21 protein-coding genes and 1 pseudogene are annotated in these 20,492 nt (G+C 69.7%); 13 read left to right on the forward strand and 9 right to left on the reverse strand.

Translation table 11 applies throughout. The features are described 5' to 3' along the window. Nucleotides 1-52: 52 nt before the first annotated feature. Both ACIHCQ_RS36345 and ACIHCQ_RS36350 read left to right on the forward strand, forming a co-directional pair. Complete coding sequence (locus ACIHCQ_RS36345) at nucleotides 53-673, forward strand: TetR/AcrR family transcriptional regulator (protein ID WP_399672377.1); 621 nt, start codon at nucleotides 53-55, stop codon at nucleotides 671-673. A 46-nt stretch (nucleotides 674-719) separates the two neighbouring features. Next, nucleotides 720-2,759 carry a HelD family protein gene (locus ACIHCQ_RS36350; protein ID WP_399672379.1) on the forward strand — a complete coding sequence of 680 codons (2,040 nt, stop codon included), beginning with the start codon at nucleotides 720-722 and terminating at the stop codon, nucleotides 2,757-2,759. Between the two features lie 54 nt (nucleotides 2,760-2,813). On the opposite strand, the gene ACIHCQ_RS36355 is transcribed toward ACIHCQ_RS36350, so the two are convergent. Together ACIHCQ_RS36355 and ACIHCQ_RS36360 are read right to left on the reverse strand one after the other, a co-directional pair. Next, on the reverse strand, nucleotides 2,814-3,320 hold the full coding sequence (locus ACIHCQ_RS36355; protein ID WP_399672469.1) for a DinB family protein: 507 nt from the start codon (nucleotides 3,318-3,320) through the stop codon (nucleotides 2,814-2,816). Next, nucleotides 3,312-3,791: pseudogene (locus tag ACIHCQ_RS36360) on the reverse strand (GNAT family N-acetyltransferase); the annotation flags it as partial. The gene ACIHCQ_RS36355 and the pseudogene ACIHCQ_RS36360, both read right to left, overlap by 9 nt. 66 nt (nucleotides 3,792-3,857) lie before the next feature. On the opposite strand from ACIHCQ_RS36360, the gene ACIHCQ_RS36365 reads away from it, so the two are divergent. After that, the gene (locus ACIHCQ_RS36365; protein WP_399672381.1) at nucleotides 3,858-4,559 is read left to right on the forward strand and encodes an alpha/beta fold hydrolase; all 702 of its coding nucleotides are present in this window, start codon (nucleotides 3,858-3,860) and stop codon (nucleotides 4,557-4,559) included. Here ACIHCQ_RS36365 and ACIHCQ_RS36370 read toward each other — a convergent pair. Continuing rightward, nucleotides 4,553-4,702 (reverse strand): hypothetical protein, encoded by a 150-nt coding sequence (locus ACIHCQ_RS36370; protein ID WP_399672383.1) that lies wholly within the window; start codon nucleotides 4,700-4,702, stop codon nucleotides 4,553-4,555. The genes ACIHCQ_RS36365 and ACIHCQ_RS36370 overlap by 7 nt on opposite strands. Nucleotides 4,703-4,883: 181 nt before the next feature. On the opposite strand from ACIHCQ_RS36370, the gene ACIHCQ_RS36375 reads away from it, so the two are divergent. The 4 genes from ACIHCQ_RS36375 to ACIHCQ_RS36390 all read left to right on the forward strand — a co-directional run bounded on the left by ACIHCQ_RS36375 (nucleotide 4,884) and on the right by ACIHCQ_RS36390 (nucleotide 7,265). Continuing rightward, nucleotides 4,884-5,525, forward strand: a complete 642-nt coding sequence (locus ACIHCQ_RS36375) for an SMI1/KNR4 family protein (RefSeq protein WP_399672385.1) — start codon at nucleotides 4,884-4,886, stop codon at nucleotides 5,523-5,525. 202 nt (nucleotides 5,526-5,727) lie between these two features. Further along, nucleotides 5,728-6,138, forward strand: a complete 411-nt coding sequence (locus ACIHCQ_RS36380; RefSeq protein WP_399672387.1) for a helix-turn-helix domain-containing protein — start codon at nucleotides 5,728-5,730, stop codon at nucleotides 6,136-6,138. Nucleotides 6,139-6,204: 66 nt separating this feature from the next. Continuing rightward, on the forward strand, nucleotides 6,205-6,801 hold the full coding sequence (locus ACIHCQ_RS36385; RefSeq protein WP_399672389.1) for a hypothetical protein: 597 nt from the start codon (nucleotides 6,205-6,207) through the stop codon (nucleotides 6,799-6,801). 119 nt (nucleotides 6,802-6,920) lie between these two features. Further along, nucleotides 6,921-7,265: a DUF2516 family protein gene (locus tag ACIHCQ_RS36390; protein WP_399672391.1), complete on the forward strand. Its 345-nt coding sequence runs from the start codon at nucleotides 6,921-6,923 to the stop codon at nucleotides 7,263-7,265. A 58-nt stretch (nucleotides 7,266-7,323) separates the two neighbouring features. Here the strand turns inward: ACIHCQ_RS36390 and ACIHCQ_RS36395 are convergent, their stop codons facing one another. The 3 genes from ACIHCQ_RS36395 to ACIHCQ_RS36405 form a co-directional block, all read right to left on the reverse strand. After that, complete coding sequence (locus ACIHCQ_RS36395; RefSeq protein WP_399672393.1) at nucleotides 7,324-8,580, reverse strand: PP2C family protein-serine/threonine phosphatase; 1,257 nt, start codon at nucleotides 8,578-8,580, stop codon at nucleotides 7,324-7,326. Nucleotides 8,581-8,805: 225 nt separating this feature from the next. Further along, on the reverse strand, nucleotides 8,806-9,867 hold the full coding sequence (locus tag ACIHCQ_RS36400; RefSeq protein WP_399672394.1) for an NlpC/P60 family protein: 1,062 nt from the start codon (nucleotides 9,865-9,867) through the stop codon (nucleotides 8,806-8,808). Nucleotides 9,868-10,118: 251 nt separating this feature from the next. Beyond that, a complete protein-coding gene (locus ACIHCQ_RS36405; RefSeq protein WP_399672396.1) occupies nucleotides 10,119-10,907 on the reverse strand; it encodes a class I SAM-dependent methyltransferase in 789 nt (262 codons plus the stop codon). A 211-nt stretch (nucleotides 10,908-11,118) separates the two neighbouring features. Here ACIHCQ_RS36405 and mshA point away from each other — a divergent pair, with 211 nt between their 5' ends. After that, nucleotides 11,119-12,459: a D-inositol-3-phosphate glycosyltransferase gene (mshA, locus tag ACIHCQ_RS36410; protein WP_399672399.1), complete on the forward strand. Its 1,341-nt coding sequence runs from the start codon at nucleotides 11,119-11,121 to the stop codon at nucleotides 12,457-12,459. Then, complete coding sequence (locus ACIHCQ_RS36415; RefSeq protein ID WP_399672401.1) at nucleotides 12,452-12,967, forward strand: YbjN domain-containing protein; 516 nt, start codon at nucleotides 12,452-12,454, stop codon at nucleotides 12,965-12,967. The genes mshA and ACIHCQ_RS36415 overlap by 8 nt, the downstream gene beginning before the upstream one ends. A 48-nt stretch (nucleotides 12,968-13,015) precedes the next feature. Here the strand turns inward: ACIHCQ_RS36415 and ACIHCQ_RS36420 are convergent, their stop codons facing one another. Further along, nucleotides 13,016-14,323, reverse strand: a complete 1,308-nt coding sequence (locus ACIHCQ_RS36420; RefSeq protein ID WP_399672403.1) for an MDR family MFS transporter — start codon at nucleotides 14,321-14,323, stop codon at nucleotides 13,016-13,018. Between the two features lie 139 nt (nucleotides 14,324-14,462). Here ACIHCQ_RS36420 and ACIHCQ_RS36425 point away from each other — a divergent pair, with 139 nt between their 5' ends. Next, nucleotides 14,463-15,224: a phosphoglyceromutase gene (locus ACIHCQ_RS36425; RefSeq protein ID WP_399672405.1), complete on the forward strand. Its 762-nt coding sequence runs from the start codon at nucleotides 14,463-14,465 to the stop codon at nucleotides 15,222-15,224. 394 nt (nucleotides 15,225-15,618) lie between these two features. Here ACIHCQ_RS36425 and phoU read toward each other — a convergent pair whose 3' ends face one another. Continuing rightward, nucleotides 15,619-16,296, reverse strand: a complete 678-nt coding sequence (gene phoU / locus ACIHCQ_RS36430) for a phosphate signaling complex protein PhoU (RefSeq protein WP_399672407.1) — start codon at nucleotides 16,294-16,296, stop codon at nucleotides 15,619-15,621. A gap of 199 nt (nucleotides 16,297-16,495) precedes the next feature. On the opposite strand from phoU, the gene ACIHCQ_RS36435 reads away from it, so the two are divergent. Together ACIHCQ_RS36435 and ACIHCQ_RS36440 are read left to right on the forward strand one after the other, a co-directional pair. Then, nucleotides 16,496-17,767, forward strand: a complete 1,272-nt coding sequence (locus tag ACIHCQ_RS36435) for a sensor histidine kinase (RefSeq protein WP_399672409.1) — start codon at nucleotides 16,496-16,498, stop codon at nucleotides 17,765-17,767. Next, nucleotides 17,764-18,444, forward strand: a complete 681-nt coding sequence (locus ACIHCQ_RS36440; protein ID WP_399672411.1) for a response regulator — start codon at nucleotides 17,764-17,766, stop codon at nucleotides 18,442-18,444. Before ACIHCQ_RS36435 ends, ACIHCQ_RS36440 begins: the two co-directional genes overlap by 4 nt. Before the next feature lie 80 nt (nucleotides 18,445-18,524). On the opposite strand, the gene ACIHCQ_RS36445 is transcribed toward ACIHCQ_RS36440, so the two are convergent. After that, nucleotides 18,525-19,232 carry a DUF461 domain-containing protein gene (locus tag ACIHCQ_RS36445; RefSeq protein ID WP_399672412.1) on the reverse strand — a complete coding sequence of 236 codons (708 nt, stop codon included), beginning with the start codon at nucleotides 19,230-19,232 and terminating at the stop codon, nucleotides 18,525-18,527. A gap of 635 nt (nucleotides 19,233-19,867) precedes the next feature. Between ACIHCQ_RS36445 and ACIHCQ_RS36450 the strand changes: the two genes are divergently transcribed. Continuing rightward, a complete protein-coding gene (locus tag ACIHCQ_RS36450) occupies nucleotides 19,868-20,350 on the forward strand; it encodes a CarD family transcriptional regulator (RefSeq protein ID WP_006380568.1) in 483 nt (160 codons plus the stop codon). Nucleotides 20,351-20,492: the final 142 nt, after the last annotated feature.

Consider the following 20,492-nt stretch of genomic DNA (forward strand, 5'->3'; position numbering starts at 1 on the left):
CTTGAACCTCAAGCGCGGTTGAGGTCAACCGTGGGTGCGTAGGCTCGGAGCCATGAGCGGTGAGGTGGGCCTGCGGGAGCGCAAGAAACGGCAGACGTACCAGGCGATCTCGGAGGCCGCGATCGCGCTCTTCCTGGAGAGGGGCTTCGACGGGGTCTCGGTCGCCGAGGTCGCGGCAGCCGCCGACGTGTCCAAGCCGACCCTCTTCCGGTACTTCCCCGCCAAGGAGGACTTGGTGCTGCACCGGTTCGCCGACCACGAGGACGAGGCGGCGCGCGTGGTGGCCGCACGCCCGGCCGGGGTCTCTCCGCTGGACGCGCTGTACCGCCACTTCCTCGACGGGCTGGAGCGGCGCGATCCGGTGACCGGGCTCAATGACGACGAGCGCGTACTGGCCTACCACCGGCTGCTGTACGGGACGCCGAGCCTGGTCGCGCGGCTGTACGCGTACCAGGGCAGGTCGGAGCGGGCACTGGCCACCGCGCTGGCCGCCGCACCGGGTGGAGGGCTGGGCGCGAGGCTTGCCGCCGGGCAGATCGTCGCCGTACAGCGGATCCTCGCCGAGGAGAACTGGCGGCGGATCGCGGCAGGGGAGAGCGCCGCGCGGGTCCGCCCGGACGCCGTCGCGGCGGCGGAGCTGGCCTTCGCTCAGCTGCGCGGTGGTATCGGATGAGGCTACTCAGTTAAGAATGTGACTTGGTTGCGTTATTCTGGGTGGAATGACGGCACCCGATGACGCACTCACGCCCGAGCGGAACTTCCACGAGGCCTGCCGCGCGGCCTTGACCGGCATGGCCGACAGCGCTGCCGAGCAGGTCATCACCGGAGAGAACGCCTTCGCCTCCGGCGCCGACGCCGAAGTCCTCGGCTACCAGCTCCGCAGCTGGGCGAAGGAGTTCGCCGAAGAGCCGGACAGCCCGCTCTTCTTCGGCCGGCTCGACTTCGCGCACGACGCGAGCGCCGCCGACCATCGCGGCCAGAGCTACCACATCGGCCGCCGCCGCATCAGCGAACACCCCGCCGCGCCGCCCCTGGTCGTCGACTGGCGTGCGCCCGTCTCGCGCGCCTTCTACCAGGCGAGCGCCCGCGACCCCCAGGGCGTCGCCGTACGCCGCCGGTTCGGCTGGGCGCCCTGGAGCAAGGGAGACCCGGAAGACCTGACCAGTCTCGAAGACGAGCACCTGACCGACCCGAGGGGACGTCCGTCGGCCGGGAGCGCGATCCTGGCGGGCGAGATCGAGCGCCCGCGCGTCGGTCCGATGCGCGACATCGCCGCCACCATCCAGCCCGAGCAGGACAGCCTCGTACGGGCCGACCTGGCCGAAACCGTCTGTGTGCAGGGCGCCCCGGGCACCGGCAAGACCGCCGTCGGCCTGCACCGCGCCGCGTACCTCCTCTACACCCACCCGCAGCGCATCCAGCGCCGCGGCCTGCTGATCCTCGGCCCCAACCGCACCTTCCTGTCGTACATCTCCGAGGTGCTGCCCTCGCTCGGCGAGACCGGCATCCGCCAGTCGACGGTGGACGACGAGATCGCCCGCCACGAGGTACGGGCGCGGGACAGCGAGACCGCCGCCGTCGTCAAGCACGACGCCCGGATGGCCGCCGTACTGCGCCGCGCGCTCTACGCGCGCGTGGCCGCGCCCGCCGAGCCGCTCGCCGTCCCCGACCCCGACGGCTCGTACCGCTGGCGGATCCCGCTCGCCGAACTGGAGCGGGTCGTCGCCGAGGTGCGGGCGGAGTCACCGCCGTACGCCGTCGGGCGCGAGCGCGTCCGCACCCGCGCCGTGCGCGCCATCCAGCTTCAGGCGGAGCGCCGGGCAGGACCGCAACTGAGCGCCTGGGTGCAGCGGATCAGCAGCGCGCGGGCGGTCACGGCGTTCGTGGACGCCGTCTGGCCGCGGGTGCGGCCGGAGGAGGTGCTGACCGAGCTGCTCACCGATCCGGTGGACGTGCTGCTCACGCCGCCGGAGCAGGACGCGATCCGGTGGGGCAGGCCCCCGCGCTCGTACAAGTCCGCGAAGTGGTCGGCGGCCGATCTGGTCCTCCTGGACGAGCTCGCCGGGCTGATCGAACGCCCCGAGGGCTACGGCCACATCGTCGTGGACGAGGCGCAGGACCTGTCGCCGATGCAGTGCCGCGTGATCGCCCGCCGGGCCGGGTTCGGCTCACTGACGGTGCTCGGCGACCTGGCCCAGGGCACCACGCCGTGGGCGGCCCGCAGCTGGGCCGAGCAACTGGCCCACCTTGGCAAGGCACAGGCGGCCGTGGTCCCGCTGACCACCGGGTTCCGGGTCCCGGCGGCGATCGTGGCGCTCGCCAACCGGCTGGTCACGGCGCTCGGCGTCGACGTACCGCAGGCCCGGTCGATGCGCCGGGACGGCGAGCTGACGATCCGCCGGGTGGACGATGTCGCCGCGGCGACGGTCGACGCGGTACGGGCGGCACTGGCGTACGAGGGCTCGATCGGGGTGATCGCGGACGGCCCGGAGACGGACCGGCTGCGCGCCGCCCTGGCCGGGGCGGGCATCGCGACGGCCACCGCCGGTGACCTGGGCGCCGGGGCCCGGGTCACCGTACTGCCCGCTTCGGTGGCGAAGGGCCTGGAGTACGACCATGTCGTGGTGGCCGAACCGGCGGCGATCGCCGGGGCGGAGGCGCGCGGGCTGCACCGGCTGTACGTGGTGCTCACGCGGGCGGTGTCCCGGCTGGACGTACTGCACTGCCGCCCGCTGCCGGAGGCGCTTGCGTCGCCTTAGGGTCGACGGCCAGGCTCCTCAGGCTCAGGCTCCTCAGGCTCAGGCTTCTCAGGCTCAGGCTCCGACAGTGCCGTCGATTCCCTCGCGGAGGAAGTCGGCGTGGCCGTTGTGCCGGGCGTACTCGTGTATCAGGTGCAGCATCACCAGCCGCAGCGACACATCCTTGCCCCACCTCACCTGATGGCCGGTCACATCGAGCGACTCCGCCTGCTCCTCGATGCGGCGGGCGTGCCGGACCTCCGTCTGCCAGGCGCCGAACGCCTCCGACCGGGTGGAGGCGCTCGCGTCGTACGCCACCTGGTAGTCGTTCTGGTCCGACCAGACAAGGGGGATGTCCTCGCCGTTGATCACCCGCCGGAACCAGGCGCGTTCCACCTCGGCCATGTGGCGCACCAGGGCGAGCAGGGAGAGCGTCGACGGCGGCATCGACTGGCGGCGCAGGTCCTCGTCGGAGAGGCCCTGGCACTTCATGGCGAGCGTGGCGCGGTGGTAGTCGAGGTACGCGCGCAGGGTCTCGCGCTCGCCCGCGAGGAGGGGCGGGTCGACTCGTTCGTCGGACAGGCCGCGGAGGTAGCTCCGGCCTGGCCGGCCGTCCAGCATGACGTCGCCGGTGGGTACGAATCCCGTACGGGTCAGCACGGCGTGCGAGCCCGCGTTGCCGAATGTCGCGGAAGCCCGCAGCGCGGTCAGCCCGTACTCGACGGACAGGGCACAGACCTGCTGGACGGCGGCCGTGGCCAGGCCCCGCCCGGCGGCCTTCTCGGCGATCCGGAACCCGAGTTCGGCGGAGCCGTCCGCCACGTCGACCAGGTTGATCCGCCCGAGCACCTCGCCGCCGCTGTCCACCAGGAGGTGGAAGTGGCACGCGCCGGTGGCCTGTTCGGCGAGGAGCGCGCTGTGCCGTGCGTCGAACCGGGCGAAGTAGTCGTCGCCACGGTCGGGAACGGAGGCGGCGAAGTAGGCGCGGTTCTCCTGTTCGAAGGCGAGGAGGGCCGGGGCGTGGTCGAGGCGAAGACGCTGGAGTTCGGGCATGCGAGAACCCTACGTAAACGCCGTCGGACACCGGGGTTGTCAGACCCCCGCACTAACGTTTTCGGCATGGCGAACTTCGTACTGGCAGCAGGCGCGTGGCTCGGATCGTGGGCGTGGGACGAGGTGGTCCCCGAGCTGCGTGCGGCCGGGCACGGCACCTGTCCCTTGACGTTGTCCGGCCTCGGCGACAGGCAACACATGCGGGCCGGGCAGCAGACCCACGTCCGGGACATCGTCGACGAGGTCGAACGCCACGATCTACGAGACGTCGTCCTGGTGGGGCACAGCTACTCGGGCATACCGGTCGGTCAGGCCGCCGAGCGGATCGGGGACCGGCTGGCCGGGGTCGTCTTCGTGGACTCCAACGTTCCGGCCGATGGCGAGTCCTTCGCCTCCCACTGGTGGCAGGGCCCGGCGGCCCTGGAGGCTTTGATCGCCGGGAACGGCGGCTTCTGGGCGCCGCTGACCGCCGCCGACTGCGAGGGCCAGGGCCTCACCGGCGAGCAGATAGCCCGGCTCGTGGGCGGCTCGATCCCGCACCCGGGGGCCACGCTGACCGAGCCCGCCGTGCTGGCGCGTCCGCTCGGCGAGCTCCCGGCGACGTACATCAAGTGCCTGCTCGACGGTCCCGAGCCGAGCGACGACGTGGCGAAGCTGCTGACCAGCGAGCACTGGCGGCTGGTGGAGATGAACACCGGCCACTGGCCGATGTTCTCCCAGCCGCGCGAACTGGCACGGATCATGCACGAGGCGGCGTCGGCCTACTGACCGCGGGCCGGCTGGTTGGCGATCAGCAGGGTGGTGCCCGCCGGACGGAAACTCAGGCGGGCGTAGATCCGAGCGACGGTGCCCGACAGCGGTATGGACTTCCTCCGCGTCACCGCCATACGCGCCGAGGTCGCCCCGGACACGTTTGTCCTGTCTCAGATAAGTCCGGGTAGCTGGGGCGGATGAGCTGCGATGCCCGGAGTTGGGTGAGACAGCGTGCTTGGCACCTGTTTCTGGAAGTCCGGGCAACTGCATCAGCCGTGAGCCTGGTAGCCGGGCAGCCGGGCAGCCGGTCTTGTCAGACCCGCTGTCTATCGTCTGCCCATGACATCGATAGATCTCGTTCTGTTTGATCAGGCATGGGCCCGGTTCGAGTCGTGGCTGGCCGCCCAGTCGCCAGCGGATCACGCCGCACTTCGACCGCCGGCAACGGCTGCTGAGATCGCTGAGCTGGAGAAGCAACTGGGCTTCGCCCTTCATCCTGAACTCAGGGGGCTGCTGGAGCGGCGGAACGGTGTTGCCGAGCCCGAGCCGAACAGTGGACCCGAGCCAGGAGTTTTCCCGGCTGGCAACATTCTGCCGCTGGGCCATCGGCTCAGCTCGACCGCTGAGATCGCATCGATGCATGAGATTCTCGTGGACGTCGGCGAGGACAACACCGAGGTCGATCCGTGGGATGAAGAAGACCTTGCTGGCCATCTGCATCTCTGTGTGCCGTTCGCGCTGCCCAACGACGGAGGTGTCGCGTTCGTCGACCACCGGCCTGGGCCCACGTATGGGCACGTGTATGAGATGGGTATTGGCTCCGGTGATCTAGAAGGCACCCTCTGGGGCTCAAGCCTGAACGAGTTCGTTCGCGCTGTGACGGACGCTATGGAGACGGGCACCCCGTTCAAGTACTACTGGCCAGCCACCTTCGAGCACTCTTCCGGCAGGACCTGCATCAAATGGGAGATCCGTTCGTAGTTCACATCGCCGGCGCGGTCTTGGGTCGTTGCCGAGGGATGCCCGGACTTGAGTGAGACGTCAGCTCACTTGCTCGGAGATCTCCTGAGACTGCCCGGACATCACAGAGACAGGACAACGTTGTAGCCCGCGTCCGAGTTGCGTGCGACACTTTTGCAAGCAGGTGCTTGCAATAGTTAGCAAGGTGTCGCAGGATGGCGCTATGGCAACGCTCAACGTCGGCAATCTCGGTGAGTACCTGCGTGAGCAGCGGCGCAACGCGCAGCTCTCGCTGCGGCAGCTCGCCGACGCCGCCGGGGTGTCCAATCCCTATCTGAGCCAGATCGAGCGCGGCCTGCGCAAGCCGAGCGCGGAAGTACTGCAGCAGGTCGCCAAGGCCCTGCGGATCTCCGCCGAGACGCTGTACGTACGGGCCGGGATTCTCGACGAGCGGGAGCGGGATGAGCTGGAGACGCGTGCCGTCATCCTCGCCGATCCGTCGATCAGTGAGCGGCAGAAGCAAGTGCTGCTCCAGATCTACGACTCCTTCCGCAAGGAGAACGGAATAGACGCCCCCGAGGACGGCCCCCGAACGGCCGCCGGCAGTGACGCCGACTCGCCACCCTCCGTTTGAACTCCGAGCACAGCCGAACACCTGCGAACACCGAACACCGACCTGCGATCCGGGAGGACCACAGTCATGGCCATCACCGATGACCTGCGTAAGACCCTGACCGACCCGACCCCCCTCTACTTCGCGGCAGGCACGGCCGACATGGCCGTCCAGCAGGCGAAGAAGGTCCCGGCGCTGATCGAGCAGCTCAAGTCCGAGGCTCCGAGCCGTATCGACGCCGTACGCAACACCGACCCCAAGGCCGTGCAGGAGAAGGTGACCATCCAGGCCAAGGAGGCCCAGGCCACCATGCAGGCCAAGGTCACCGAGATGCTGGAGAATTTCGACACCGATCTGAAGAAGCTGAGCGAGAGCGCTCAGGCCGTGGCGCTGCGCAGCGTCGGCGTGGCCGCCGAGTACGCCGTCAGGGCTCGTGAGACGTACGAGAAGGTCGCCGAGCAGGGCGAGCAGGTCGTGAAGTCGTGGCGCGGCGAGGCGGCCGAGGAGATCACCGAGATCGCCATCGCCGTCGAGCCTGAGGCCCAGGAGAAGCCGAAGCCTGCCGCGTCCCCGTCCGCGTCCCCGTCCGAGTCCAAGGCGGAGGCGAAGAGGCCCGCTCCGGCGCGCAAGACCACGGCCCGCAAGCCGGCGGCGAAGAAGACCACCCCGCCGTCCGCCAGGTAAGGCCACGCGCCAGGTAGGGCCGCGCGAAAAACGGGCCGGGCACCTTTGAGGTGCCCGGCCCGTTCTCCCGGTACCTTGGCCGCGAGGCGCTACACATCACTCACTAGGCGGTGCTCCGTATGTTGCGCGAGGGATTCGACCTCACACTCTGGCTGGTGCTCGATCTCATCTTCATCGTCTCCTCGGTGGCCGCGCTGACCCTGGCAGCCCTCGCCCGCGAGGACGCCTACCGCGCCGCCGACAAGAAGACCAAGTCGTTCTGGCTGGTCATCCTGGGTGTCACGGTCGCGGTGAACCTGTTCATCTCGGTGCTGTTCCTGTCGATCGCCGGGCTGATCGCGACGATCGTCTTCTTTGTGGACGTACGGCCGGCCCTCAAGCAGGTGTCCGGCGGCGGTGGCGGCCGGCGCGGTGGCGGCTCCAGCAGTGACGGCCCCTACGGGCCGTACAACGGCGGACGGTAGCGCGCCGCAGGGCGCCGTCGCCGCAGGCACCGCCTGAAGCGGTGCCTCAGGCGGTGCCTCAGGCGACGGCTCCGGCCCGCGCTGCCGTCCTGCTCAGCAGCAGCACAGCCACATCGTCCGTCAGCTCCCCGCCGTTCAGATCGCGCACCTCCGCGACCGCCGCCTCCAGCAGCGCCTCGCCGTCGAGCCCCGCCGCCAGCTGTCGGTTGATCATCTCGATCATCCCGTCCTGGCCCAGCCGCTGCTTCATGCCCGGCCCCTGGCGGCCCTCTATGAGCCCGTCCGTGTACATCATCAGGCTCCACACGCCACCCAGCTCCACCTGACGGCGCGGCCAGCGGGCGCGCTCCAGCAGGCCGAGCGCCGGGCCGTTGTCGTCGTCCGGAACCAGCCGCGCCGCCGGCCCCCGCCGGGTTATCAGCGGCGAGGGGTGGCCCGCCAGGCAGAGGCCGGCCCGCCGCCCGTCGGGCGCGATGTCGACCGTGCAGAGCGTCGCGAAGATCTCCTCGCTCTCCCGCTCGTGCTCCAGCACCTGCTGGAGCGTCGAGAGCAGCTCGTCGCCGCACAGACCCGCGAACGTCAGCGCCCGCCAGGCGATACGCAGCTCCACGCCGAGCGCCGCCTCGTCCGGGCCGTGCCCGCAGACGTCGCCGATCATCGCGTGGACCGTGCCGTCCGCGGTGCGCACCGTGTCGTAGAAGTCGCCGCCGAGCAGCGCCCGTGAGCGGCCCGGGCGGTAGCGCGCGGCGAACCGCAGGTCCGAGCCATGGAGCAGGGGTGTGGGCAGCAGCCCGCGCTCCAGGCGGGCGTTCTCCTGGGCGCGCAGCCTCGACTCGGCCAGTTTCACCTGGGCCGTGTCCGCGCGCTTGCGCTCGACGGCGTACCGGACGGCGCGGCTCAGCAGCGGCCCGTCGAGCTCGTCGCGGAAGAGATGGTCCTGTGCTCCCATCCGTACCGCCTCCGCTGCGCGCGCCGCGTCGCCCGAGGTGGTCAGGGCGAGGACCGCATGGTGCGGAGCCAGCCGCAGGACGTGCTGGAGCGCGGCGAGCTCCTCCCGGCCCCGGCCGGGCCCGGGCAGCGCCAGGTCGACGAGGATGCAGTGGACATCGTCCGTGAGCAGCCGCGCCGCCTCCGTGAGGTTACGGGCGCTGCGGATACGGACCTTGGTCCCGGCCGCGTCGAGCAGCTCGGGGACTGTGAAGGTGACCGCCGGATCGTCCTCGATCACCAAGAGCGTGAGGTCGCCTCCGTGGGCGGAGTCCACGAGGGACGCCTTCCTCTGTTGCGGAACGGGTACGGGTACGGGTACGGGCATCAGCCTGGTCTTCCTTCCCTCCCCCCGAGGGCGGCGGAGCGTCATTCGACGCACCACCGGACGTGGAGACTAGCGGTCCCTGATGCTGAGCGGAATGACGAACCGCACAGAGCCGGTGGCATATGCCGAGCCAGGCCCATGACAAACATCACGTGTCCGTCAGAAGGTTATTTGTCCGCCCGCAGTTGGCAACGTGCGCGTCACCCTGCCGTCACTCGGCGGGCGTTATTTGTCGGGGCGTACGACTCCGAGAATCTCCATCGAGCCCGCGCCCGTGATCGTCACATTCCGATTCGGCCGCGGCGCGTGCACGATCGAGCCGTCGCCGATGTACATCCCTATATGGCTGGCGTCCGCGTAGTAGACGATCAAGTCGCCGGGGCGCATGTCCTTGATCGCGACGCGCGGCAGCAGCCGCCACTGCTCCTGCGAGGTCCGCGGTATGCCCTTGCCCCCCGCCAGCCACGCCTGGGACGTGAGCCCCGAGCAGTCGTACGAGTCGGGGCCCTCCGCTCCCCATACGTACGGCTTGCCGATCTGCGCCGTCGCGAACTGCACCGCCTTGCGGCCCTGTGCGCTCGCGCTGCGGTTGATCTCCGTCAGGGCGCCCGAGCTCAGCCACGCCGTCTGCGAGGTGTACTGGACTTCCTTCTCCAGCTCGAGCAGCCGCTTCAGCTCCGCCTTCTCCAGCGTGTCCTCGATCTTCCGGGCCGCGGCGATCTTGCCGTTGATCTCCTTCGTGGCCTTCGCCTGCTTGACCCGGTGAGCTTCCAGCCTCTGCCACTGGACGCTCGCGTCCTTCGTGTACGCGGTCAAGTCGGTCTGGGTCCTGGTCAGTTCGCCGAGCAGGTCCTTGGTCGCCTTGTGGCCCTGCTTGATCCGGCCCGCCCCGTCCAGGAAGAGCTGGGGATCGTCGGTGAGTACGAGCCGCGCCTCGGGCGGCAGGCCGCCGCCCCGGTACTGGGCGCGGGCGGCGGCGCCCGCGCGGTCCTTGAGCGCGTCGATCCGCTGCTGGCCCTTGATGATCTCCATCGAGAGCTTGACGATCTCGGCCGACTGCCTGGCCGCCTGCTCCTCGGCGAGGTTGTACGAGTCGGTCGCGGAAGCCGCCTGGCGGTAGAGGGTGTCGATCTCCTGGCGCACCTGCTCCAGCGACTTCTTGGGCGCCTCACTCGTGCTCGCCGTCGGGCGCGGCTCGGGGGCCGCGTAGGCCAGGCCGGGTGACGCCAGCACGGTCAGTGCGCAGACCAAAGTGATCGCGGCAGTGGCACAGCGGCGTCGGTTCACGACTCCCCCTCCGGACGAATGATGGAACCAAACCGATGAGACCAAGCTGATGGAACCAAACCGATAAAACCGAGCTGATTTACCGTCAGTAACGTGCTCTCGATGTCGCGATGGTGCCACGGCGTCCGCCAATACGACAGAGGCAGTCGGCCAAGCCTTGCGGCACGGCCGACACTCCCCACCCGTCAGGGACGAACAACACGTCCCCTGCGTTCCCTTGTTCGAGCCTCTTCATCGGGGATTGGGGAGTATTAGGGAGCATTGGGCGCGAGGGCCGCCCAGTTCACCGTGACTTCCCCCTGCCGCCACCGTCGCACGTCACCCGTCACCGGCCAGTCGCCCGCGACATCCCGTACGGCCCTGGCCCAGCGCTGCCGCGCGCCCAGCGAGGCGTACGGAGCCGCCGCCGCCCACGCCCGGTCGAAGTCCCGCAGAAAGGCGTGCACCGGCTCGCCCGGCACATTGCGGTGGATCAGCGCCTTGGGCAGCCGTTCGGCGAGATCCGACGGGCGCTCCAGGGAGCCCAGCCGGGCCGCGAAGGTGACCGTGCGCGGCCCCTCGGGGCCGAGCGCGACCCAGACGTGCCGCCGCCCGATCTCGTCGCAGGTGCCCTCGACCAGCAGCCCGCCGGGCGCGAGACGCGCGCACAGCCGCGCCCAGACGGCGGCGACCTGGTCCTCGTCGTACTGGCGCAGCACATTCGCCGCCCGGATGAGCGTCGGCCGCGTCCCCTGCGCCTGGGGCACCTCGAAGCCGCCGTGCCGGAAGGTGAGCCCCTCGCGCTCGTACGGCTTCGCGGCCAGCACCCGCGCCGGGTCGATCTCGATGCCGACGACCTGGCAGCGCGGCTCGGCGACGCGCAGCCGCGTCAGCAGCTCCAGCGCGGTCCAGGGAGCCGCCCCGTACCCCAGATCGACGGCTGTCGGCGCGGCGCAGCGGCGCAGCGCCGGGCCGTGTGCGGCGGCTATCCAGCGGTCCATGCGGCGCAGGCGGTTGGGGTTGGTCGTCCCGCGGGTCGCGGTCCCGACGGGGCGAGTCATAGAGGGCAGGGTAGGCGGTCACGACACGCTGCCGGGCGGTAATGATTTGGCAAAGCGGGAGGGGGCCGGAAATGGAAGAGCGAGGTCAGCTGTTGTGACGCTGGAGGGTCACGTACGTTCCGCGGCTCGCGGTCCCGTAACAGCTGAGCGCCCTGCGCCGCAGTGAGCCGTAGCAGCAGGCCGGCAGGCCGGAGTAAGGAGGACCGTCGACGTGAGCCAGTACGTCTCCCGGCTCGGCGGCAGCTTGACCCCGCCGCGCATCCGGTTCCCCGGGGGTCATCGCAAGGCGCGCAGGATCGCCATGCTGAGCGTCCACACCTCCCCCCTGCACCAGCCCGGGACGGGCGACGCGGGCGGCATGAACGTATACATCGTCGAACTCGCCAAGCGTCTCGCCGCCATCAACATAGAGGTCGAGATCTTTACGCGGGCGACCGCGCGCGGGCTGCCGCCGGTGGTGGAGCTGGCTCCCGGCGTACTCGTACGGCATGTCGACGCGGGCCCCTACGAGGGCCTCGCCAAGGAAGATCTTCCCGCGCAGCTGTGCGCTTTCACACACGGCGTGATGCAGGCCTGGGCCGGGCACCGCCCCGGCCACTACGACCTCGTCCACTCCCACTACTGGCTCTCCGGCCACGTCGGCTGGCTCGCCGCCGAGCGGTGGGGCGTCCCCCTGGTCCACGCCATGCACACCATGGCCAAGGTCAAGAACGCCGCGCTCGCCGACGGAGACACCCCCGAGCCGTCCTCGCGCGTCATCGGCGAGGTCCAGATCGTGCGCGCCGCGGACCGGCTGATCGCCAACACCGCGGAGGAGGCGGACGAGCTCGTCCGCCACTACGACGCGGATCCGGCGGAGGTCGCCGTCGTCCACCCCGGCGTGAACCTGGAACGCTTCCGGCCCGCCGACGGCCGCGCCGCCGCGCGGGCCCGCCTCGGACTGCCCCAGGACGCGTTCATCCCGCTCTTCGCGGGCCGCATCCAGCCGCTGAAGGCGCCCGACATCCTGCTCCGCGCGGTGGCGCTGCTGCTGGAGCGCGACCCGTCGCTGCGCTCCCGGCTCTTCGTCCCGGTCGTCGGCGGCCCGAGCGGCAGCGGCCTGGCCAAACCGGAGGGCTTGCAGAAACTGGCCTCCCGCCTCGGTATCGCGGACCTCGTCCACTTCCAGCCGCCGGTCGGCCAGGAACGGCTCGCGGACTGGTTCCGGGCCGCGTCCACGCTGGTCGTGCCCTCGTACAGCGAATCCTTCGGCCTGGTGGCGATCGAGGCCCAGGCGACCGGCACACCGGTGGTGGCGGCCGAGGTCGGCGGGCTGCCGGTGGCGGTACACGACGAGCGGACCGGCATCCTGGTCCCGGGCCACGAACCGGCGGACTACGCGACGGCGCTGCTGCGGTTCATCCGCGACCCGGCGCTGACCGCGCGTATGGGCGCGGCGGCGGCCCGCCACGCGGAGCGCTTCGGCTGGGACACGGCGGCTTCGGCGACGGCGGACGTCTATACGGCGGCGATGTACGAACACCGCCGACGGGTACGCTCGCACCATGGCTGAGGAAGGTCAGGTCGCCGCACAGACCGCGCAGGCCGCACGGGCGACCGTCATCGAGCAGACGCTCAAGGACGCGGAACTCGAGTGGGAGAGCCCGGAACCCGGCTCGTACGTGGTGACGCTCCCCGGCACGCGCAAGCTGTCGACGACCTGTTCCCTGCGGGTCGGCAGACACTCGCTGTCGATCAACGCGTTCGTCATCCGCCACCCGGACGAGAACGACCCGGCGGTCCACCGCTGGCTGCTGGAGCGCAATCTGCGCCTGTACGGGGTGAGTTACGCGATCGACCAGCTCGGGGACATCTACCTGGTGGGCAAACTGCCGCTCGGCGTGGTCACCGCGGAGGAGCTGGACCGCCTGCTGGGCACGGTCCTGGAGGCGGCGGACGGGGCGTTCAACACGCTGCTGGAGCTGGGGTTCGCGAGCGCGATCCGCAAGGAGTACGCGTGGCGGGTGTCGCGGGGCGAGTCGACGCGGAATCTGGACGCGTTCACACATCTGACCAAGTAGGTACGGCAAAGGCCGGGCGCGTCGCGGCCTGGCGCTGGACGCCCGACTTCAGGCGGCCTTCTCCGCGGCGGGGGCCGCCGCCTGTGGCTCCCGCCCGGGTGCGTCCTCCGGCGGATCGGGAGCGTCCTCCGCCGGAAGGTTCCGCATCAGCAGCCAGTACCCCAGACCCGCCACCGTCCCCAGCACCGCGCACAGCCCCCACAGCCACTCCGCCCCGTACCGGCCGATCATGAAACCGGACATCAGCGGGGCGACCAGCGCCGCCACCGACCAGGACAGGATGTACATGCCCTGGTAGCGGCCACGCCCGTGCAGCGGAGACAGGCGGACCACCAGGCTCGTCTGCGTCGGGGCGTTCACGATCTCGGCGAGCGTCCAGACGCAGATCGTCAGCGCGTACACCGCGAGCGACCCGGCGAAGGCGGTGAGCCCGAAGCCGTACCCCGCCAGCAGCGAGGAGAGGATCAGCAGTCGGCGCGCGTCGCGGTGCTGGATGAAGCGGGTGACCGGGATCTGGAGGACCACGATCAGTACGCCGTTGATGGCGATCACCGTGCCGAAGTCGGAGCTGGAGAAGCCCTCCGCGCCCATCGCCAGCGGCAGTCCGACGTACGCCTGCATAAAGATCAGCGAGATGAGGAACGACAGCCCGACGACGCTCATGAACCGCCCGTCGCGCACCACGGTCCCCAGGCTGACCTCCGGCTCGGCCGGATCCGCGGGCCCCGCCGCCGTGGCCTTCGCGCGCTCCGGCCGTGACTCCGGCAGCTTGATGAAGATGATGACCGCGCAGAACAGCGTCATCGCCGCCTCGCCCAGGAAGCCCGCGAGATAGCTGTACTCGGCGATGAAGCCCGCGCCCGTCGCGGAGATGGCGAACCCCAGGTTGATCGCCCAGTAGTTGAGCGAGAAGGCCCGCACGCGGTCCTCGGGGCGGACGATGTCGGCCATCATCGCCTGCACGGCCGGGCGGGACGCGTTCGACGCCATGCCCACCAGGAACGCCACGCCCGCGATCGCCACCGGGTGGTGCATAAAGCCGAGCAGCGCCACGGAGACGGCGGTCGCGGTCTGCGCGATCAGCAGGGTCGGCCGGCGGCCGAGACGGTCCGCCATGACGCCGGCGGCGAGGGAGGAGACGACGCCGCCGAGCCCGTGCAGGGAGGCGACCAGCCCCGCGTACGCGGGCGAGTAGCCCCGCTCCAGCGTCAGATACAGCGCCATGAACGTCGCGACGAACGCCCCGAGCCGGTTGACCAGGGTGCTCGCCCACAGCCACCAGAACTCCCGGGGCAGCCCCGAGACGCTCGCCCTCACTCCACGTCTGAGACCGGCGACGGAGCTGGCGACAGACATGTGGTCCCCCGGGACGTAAGAGGCTGAGCGGGCATCCGCAAGTTACAAGCGCGCCGCTCCGGAACGCCAACCAATTGACGCCGACAGTCAACCGTCACCGGTGTCGTTTGCCGCACCCGCGTCTATTACGCTCGGACGTATGGCCGACGCACCGTACAAGCTGATCCTCCTCCGCCACGGCGAGAGCGAATGGAACGCGAAGAACCTGTTCACCGGCTGGGTGGACGTCAACCTCACCGAGAAGGGCGAGAAGGAGGCAGTGCGCGGCGGTGAGCTGCTCAAGGACGCCGGCCTGCTCCCCGACGTACTGCACACCTCCCTCCAGAAGCGCGCCATCCGCACGGCGCAGCTCTCGCTGGAGGCCGCCGACCGCCTCTGGATCCCGGTCCGCCGCTCCTGGCGGCTGAACGAGCGCCACTACGGCGCGCTGCAGGGCAAGGACAAGGCGCAGACGCTGGCCGAGTTCGGCGAGGAGCAGTTCATGCTCTGGCGCCGCTCGTACGACACCCCGCCGCCCGCCCTTGAGGACGGTACGGAGTTCTCGCAGAGCGACGACCCGCGCTACACGACGATCCCGAACGAGCTGCGTCCGCGCACCGAGTGCCTCAAGGACGTTGTGCAGCGCATGCTGCCGTACTGGTACGACGGCATCGTCCCGGACCTGCTGACCGGCCGTACGGTCCTGGTCGCCGCCCACGGCAACAGCCTGCGCGGCCTGGTCAAGCACCTGGACGGCATCTCGGACGCCGACATCACGGGCCTGAACATCCCCACCGGCATCCCGCTCGTCTACGACCTCGACGCCGACTTCAAGCCGCTGAAGCCGGGCGGCACCTACCTCGACCCGGACGCGGCCGCGGCAGCGATCGAAGCGGTCAAGAATCAGGGCAAGAAGAAGTAGGCCCCGGCACCCCGCACCCCAGCACCCCGCACCCCCGCACAGAGAAGGGGCCCCGTCCACAGGCTGTGGACGGGGCCCCTTCGCGTACGTACGAACTCTCGGCTAGCCGCACTGACACGACCCGCCCGACTGGCAGCCGCAGCCGCAGCCCGAGCCGCAGCTGCAGCCCGAGGCGCAGGCGCCGAGGATGGGCAGGAGCACCGGCTCAGCAGGCGCGTCCTGTTCGGGGGCAGTCGTGGGGGATTCGGCCATGGGTCCTCCTCGTGGGCGTACAAAAGGCGTACAAAAGGCCTACGAAAGGCGTACGAATGCGCCGCCTCTTGCCCAGTGCATGCCCGCCGTAACAGGCGCACGAACAGCGCGCGGAGGCACAGCCCCCTCGACAGCGCGCGAGCTACGCGCCCTCGACCTGCGTCGGCGGCTGGAGCTCGTCCGCGTGCTCGCCCGTCACCAGGTACACCACCCGCTTGGCCACCGACACCGCGTGGTCCGCGAACCGCTCGTAATAGCGGCCCAGCAGCGTCACATCCACCGCCGTCTCGATGCCGTGCTTCCAGCGGTCGTCCATCAGGTGCTGGAACAGCGTCCGGTGCAGCAGGTCCATCTCGTCGTCGTCCTGCTCCAGCTGAAGCGCCAGATCGACGTCCTTCGTGATGATCACCTCCGCCGCCTTGGCCATCAGCCGCTGCGCCAGCTGCCCCATCTCCAGCATCGTGGCGTGCAGATCGCGCGGCACGGCCGTCTCGGGGAAGCGCAGCCGGGCCAGCTTGGCCACATGCTGGGCCAGGTCGCCCGAGCGCTCCAGGTCCGCGCTCATCCGCAGTGACGTCACCACTATCCGCAGATCCGTCGCGACCGGCTGCTGCCTGGCCAGCAGGGCGATCGCCCGTGCCTCCAGGTCGTGCTGGAGGTCGTCGACCTTCTGGTCGGCGGCGATCACAGTTTCAGCCAGCTTGAGATCGGCGTCGAGCATGGCCGTGGTGGCGCGCCCGATCGCCGACCCGACCAGCCGGGCCATCTCGACCAGGCCCTCGCCGATCGAGTCCAGTTCCTCGTGGTACGCGTCCCGCATGGGTGTCCCTCTCTCAATGCGACCGGGGTCCGGGTGGGGCCTCGGAACCCCCACGCTCCCACGTTCTGTCCGTTACGCGTCTGCTGCCTCCCGCAGACATGAACCAGCACTATCCCCTTGGTGAACTCTGGGCGACGACTGTTCGAGACGGCCCTCGTATGGCTACGAGCAACTCGCGGACCACGCATAACCTGGGTGCATGGACGTGAACGCGGCAGTGGCCGCAGCAGCAGCGATCGCCGGGTTGTGTACCGGCGTCATCGCCATGCTCGCGTTCCGCTGGAGCGAACGCGAACAGGCCAGACCCACCCGCTCCTCCCTGCGGCCCGACATCAACGCCCTACTGCCGCCCGGCGTCGACACAGTCCTGTCTGTGCTCCGCTCCTCCGCGGTCGTCCTCGACGAAAGCGACTCCGTTGTCAAGGCGAGCTCCGCGGCGTACGCCCTCGGCCTGGTCCGCGGCGGAAAGCTCGCCGTCGAGCCCATGCTGCACATGGCCCGCGAGACCCGGCGCGACGGCGAGATAAGGCAGGTCGAACTGGACCTGCCCCGGCGCGGCACCGGCCGCGGCGAAGCCCTCGCCGTCTCCGCCCGGGTGGCCCCTCTTGGTTCCCGCCTCGTCCTCCTGCTGGTCGAGGACCTCACCGAGGCCCGCCGTATCGAAGCGGTACGGCGCGACTTCGTCGCGAACGTCAGCCACGAGCTCAAAACCCCGACCGGCGCGCTTTCCCTGCTCTCCGAGGCTGTCATGGACGCCTCGGACGATCCCGAGGCGGTCACCCGCTTCGCAGGCAGGATGCAGATCGAGGCGACCCGGCTCACCAACCTCGTACAGGAGCTCATAGACCTCTCACGGGTGCAGAACGACGATCCCCTGGACGACGCCGAATACGTTCCCGTGGACGAACTGGTCGCCGAAGCCGTCGACCGGTCGCGGCAGCCCGCGTCCACCAAAGAGATCACCATCGCCGCCGCGGGCTCCGGGGACGGCGGCCTGCGCATCTGGGGCCACCGCGGTCAGCTGGCCGCGGCCCTCGGCAATCTGGTCGAGAACGCCGTCAACTACTCCCCGGCCCGCACCCGCGTCGGCATCTCAGCGCGCCGTGTCCCCGCATCCGGCGGGGACATCATCGAGATCGCCGTCACCGACCAGGGCATCGGCATCTCGGAGAAGGACCGCGAGCGGGTCTTCGAACGCTTCTACCGCGTCGACCCGGCCCGCTCCCGCGCGACCGGAGGCACCGGTCTGGGACTGGCCATCGTCAAACATGTGGCGGCCTCGCACGGCGGGGAAGTCACCGTGTGGAGCTCCGAGGGACAGGGCTCCACATTCACCCTGCGGCTGCCCGAAGCGGGCGCCCGACGGGACCGCTCCTCAACCACCGGTCCGGGTCGCGTCGACGAGGACGACGACCGCCCTTACGACACCGATCCGAACGCCGAAATCCCTGCCCCGGAGGTCCTTCCGTGACCCGAGTGCTTGTCGTCGAGGATGAGGAATCCTTCAGCGACGCCCTGTCCTACATGCTCCGCAAGGAAGGTTTCGAGGTCGCCGTGGCGACCACGGGGCCCGAGGGACTCGACGAATTCGAGCGCAATGGCGCCGACCTCGTCCTCCTCGACCTGATGCTGCCCGGGCTGCCCGGCACCGAGGTGTGCCGCCAGCTGCGCGGGCGCTCGAACGTTCCGGTCATCATGGTGACCGCCAAGGACAGTGAGATCGACAAGGTCGTCGGGCTGGAGATAGGAGCCGACGACTACGTCACCAAGCCCTTCTCCTCGCGGGAACTGGTGGCCCGCATCCGCGCGGTGCTGCGCCGCCGCGGCGAGCCGGAGGAGGCCACCCCGGCGGCCCTGGAGGCCGGTCCGGTGCGGATGGACGTGGACCGCCACGTCGTCACCGTCTCGGGCGGCAAGGTGGAGCTCCCGCTGAAGGAGTTCGACCTGCTGGAGATGCTGCTGCGCAACGCGGGCCGGGTGCTCACCCGTATGCAGCTGATCGACCGGGTGTGGGGCGCGGACTATGTGGGCGACACCAAGACGCTGGACGTCCATGTGAAGCGCCTCCGCGCCAAGATCGAGCCGGACCCGGGTGCGCCCAGATACCTGGTGACGGTACGAGGACTGGGCTACAAGTTCGAGCCGTAGCCCGGCCGACCTGTCTGTACGAATCTGAGGGCGCCCCACCGGACAGCTGTCCAGTGGGGCGCCCTCACGTTCTCGCGGTCTCAGTGAGCGGCCTCGCCCGACGCCGAGGCGGAAGTGGAAGCGGAAGCGGAAGCGGAAGCAGAGTTGCCGTCCGACGGCTCGCCCGACTCGCCCGCCTCGGGCTCGCCCGTGGCACCCGCCTCGCCGGTGGCGGTACCTGTCGGCGTACCGGACGGGGACGGCGCGGCGGCGGGCTCCGCCGGCGGGCTCGGCAGGGAGCTCGGGCCGTAACCCGCGTAGTAGCCCTTCGCCGGGACCACAAACGCCTGAAGCTTCACATCGCCGGTCTTGCTGAGGCGGAAGACGACCTCCTGGACGCCGCCGCCCTCCGCGGCCTCCCGGCCGTTCTCGATCACCGCGGACGCGTTGCCCGCGCCGCCGATGATGACCGAGCCGTTCGGGGGCACCGTGATCGGGCCGGAGCCCTGGGCCGGGCTGAGCTTCACCTCGAGGTCGGTGCCCGGCAGCGTGATCGTGTCGATCGTCTCGCTCTTGGAGCCGTTGTTGAAGATCGTCGCGGTGATGGCCGCGGGGCCTTCCGCTTCCAGCTCCGGCTGGGTGATCACCGTCGCGTTCTGGATCTTGATCTTGTCGACCGTCGTGGCGGCGTTGTCCGGCCTGACGCCGAGGGTCTGCGCGTCAGTGCCCGCTCCGCACGCGGAGAGCAGGGTGATCGAGAACACGATGGCAGTGGCGGCGAGGGCGCCGCGTCGAAGGCTGCGGCTCACGGCGGAGGCATCTCCTTGGCGTACGTACGGACTGGCATGGACGACTGGCAGGCTGACGGACCGGCACCCCGCAACGACTGGAAAGCGATTCGAACATCGGCTTCGAAGATCCGCAACGGTGCGTCAGCGCGCCCAGGTTACCGAGCCGCCCCACTCGCCCCGCACCCGACCCGCCCTACGCCGGTCGCCGCCCCCTCGCCGCCCTCCCTCGCCGCCCTCCCGCGCCGGCCCGAACTCGCGGTTTCGGACAGCGTCCGCATAGCCGCGGTGATCAATTCCCCGGACCACCACATATTCCTTACCGAATACTCCCGCTAGATCAATTCGGGATTCGCCGGCGTCTGCTTCCGTGCGAGTGACCGACGACCGAACGGAGTACGGGAAGTTCACCGCTTGGAACCAGGCAAATCGGGACGTTCGTGCACCTCGGAGGGGGTTGTGACGGGCGCGGCGCGCGCGTTTCCCTGCGCCCGCGTAGCCGCTCCGACCTGCGAATACCCCCCTCGGGGAGCCCCGCGCAGCACGTTCCTGGCGTTGTTGTCAAGCCCTGAGATATGCCCTGACCTGCGAAAACACCATTCAGAAGAAGCAGTTCTCGTGTTACTCTGGATAGCCACGGAAGGGGTACCTGTCACATGACGTTCAAGGTTGGCGACACCGTGGTCTATCCCCATCACGGGGCCGCGCTGATCGAGGCCATCGAAACGCGCCAGATCAAAGGCGTGGACAAGACCTACTTGGTGCTCAAGGTCGCCCAGGGCGACTTGACAGTTCGTGTGCCGGCGGACAATGCGGAGTTCGTCGGCGTTCGCGATGTGGTTGGTCAAGAAGGCCTGGACCGGGTCTTCGAGGTGCTTCGCGCACCCTATGCCGAAGAGCCGACGAACTGGTCTCGTCGCTACAAGGCGAATCTCGAGAAGCTCGCCTCCGGCGATGTCATCAAGGTCGCCGAAGTGGTACGTGACCTGTGGCGTCGAGAGCGCGAGCGTGGGCTCTCCGCAGGTGAGAAGCGAATGCTCGCCAAGGCGCGCCAGATCCTGGTGAGTGAGCTCGCTCTCGCGGAGAACACCAACGAAGACAAGGCCGAGGCTCTGCTCGACGAGGTCCTCGCGTCCTGAACGCGCTCACGCGTGAATAATGCCGCGGTGCCCGCTGACATGCTGTGACAAACAGACCTGTCGCCGGGCGCTGCGGCATGTCCGCTGCGCGTCCCTATCCAGCTGCATCCATCTGCTTCTTATTGAGCTACTGGGTCATTCG

Origin of the sequence: Streptomyces sp. NPDC052236 (genome assembly GCF_044548015.1) — a bacterium.
Taxonomy (GTDB): domain Bacteria; phylum Actinomycetota; class Actinomycetes; order Streptomycetales; family Streptomycetaceae; genus Streptomyces.

Coding starts and splice junctions, on each gene's coding strand:
- ACIHCQ_RS36345 (WP_399672377.1), top strand. CDS start 53: ATGAGCGGTGAGGTGGGCCTGCGGGAGCGCAAGAAACGGCAGACGTAC.
- ACIHCQ_RS36350 (WP_399672379.1), top strand. CDS start 720: ATGACGGCACCCGATGACGCACTCACGCCCGAGCGGAACTTCCACGAG.
- ACIHCQ_RS36365 (WP_399672381.1), top strand. CDS start 3,858: ATGGCGAACTTCGTACTGGCAGCAGGCGCGTGGCTCGGATCGTGGGCG.
- ACIHCQ_RS36375 (WP_399672385.1), top strand. CDS start 4,884: ATGACATCGATAGATCTCGTTCTGTTTGATCAGGCATGGGCCCGGTTC.
- ACIHCQ_RS36380 (WP_399672387.1), top strand. CDS start 5,728: ATGGCAACGCTCAACGTCGGCAATCTCGGTGAGTACCTGCGTGAGCAG.
- ACIHCQ_RS36385 (WP_399672389.1), top strand. CDS start 6,205: ATGGCCATCACCGATGACCTGCGTAAGACCCTGACCGACCCGACCCCC.
- ACIHCQ_RS36390 (WP_399672391.1), top strand. CDS start 6,921: ATGTTGCGCGAGGGATTCGACCTCACACTCTGGCTGGTGCTCGATCTC.
- ACIHCQ_RS36395 (WP_399672393.1), bottom strand. CDS start 8,580: ATGCCCGTACCCGTACCCGTACCCGTTCCGCAACAGAGGAAGGCGTCC.
- ACIHCQ_RS36405 (WP_399672396.1), bottom strand. CDS start 10,907: ATGACTCGCCCCGTCGGGACCGCGACCCGCGGGACGACCAACCCCAAC.
- ACIHCQ_RS36415 (WP_399672401.1), top strand. CDS start 12,452: ATGGCTGAGGAAGGTCAGGTCGCCGCACAGACCGCGCAGGCCGCACGG.
- ACIHCQ_RS36420 (WP_399672403.1), bottom strand. CDS start 14,323: ATGTCTGTCGCCAGCTCCGTCGCCGGTCTCAGACGTGGAGTGAGGGCG.
- ACIHCQ_RS36425 (WP_399672405.1), top strand. CDS start 14,463: ATGGCCGACGCACCGTACAAGCTGATCCTCCTCCGCCACGGCGAGAGC.
- phoU (WP_399672407.1), bottom strand. CDS start 16,296: ATGCGGGACGCGTACCACGAGGAACTGGACTCGATCGGCGAGGGCCTG.
- ACIHCQ_RS36435 (WP_399672409.1), top strand. CDS start 16,496: ATGGACGTGAACGCGGCAGTGGCCGCAGCAGCAGCGATCGCCGGGTTG.
- ACIHCQ_RS36450 (WP_006380568.1), top strand. CDS start 19,868: ATGACGTTCAAGGTTGGCGACACCGTGGTCTATCCCCATCACGGGGCC.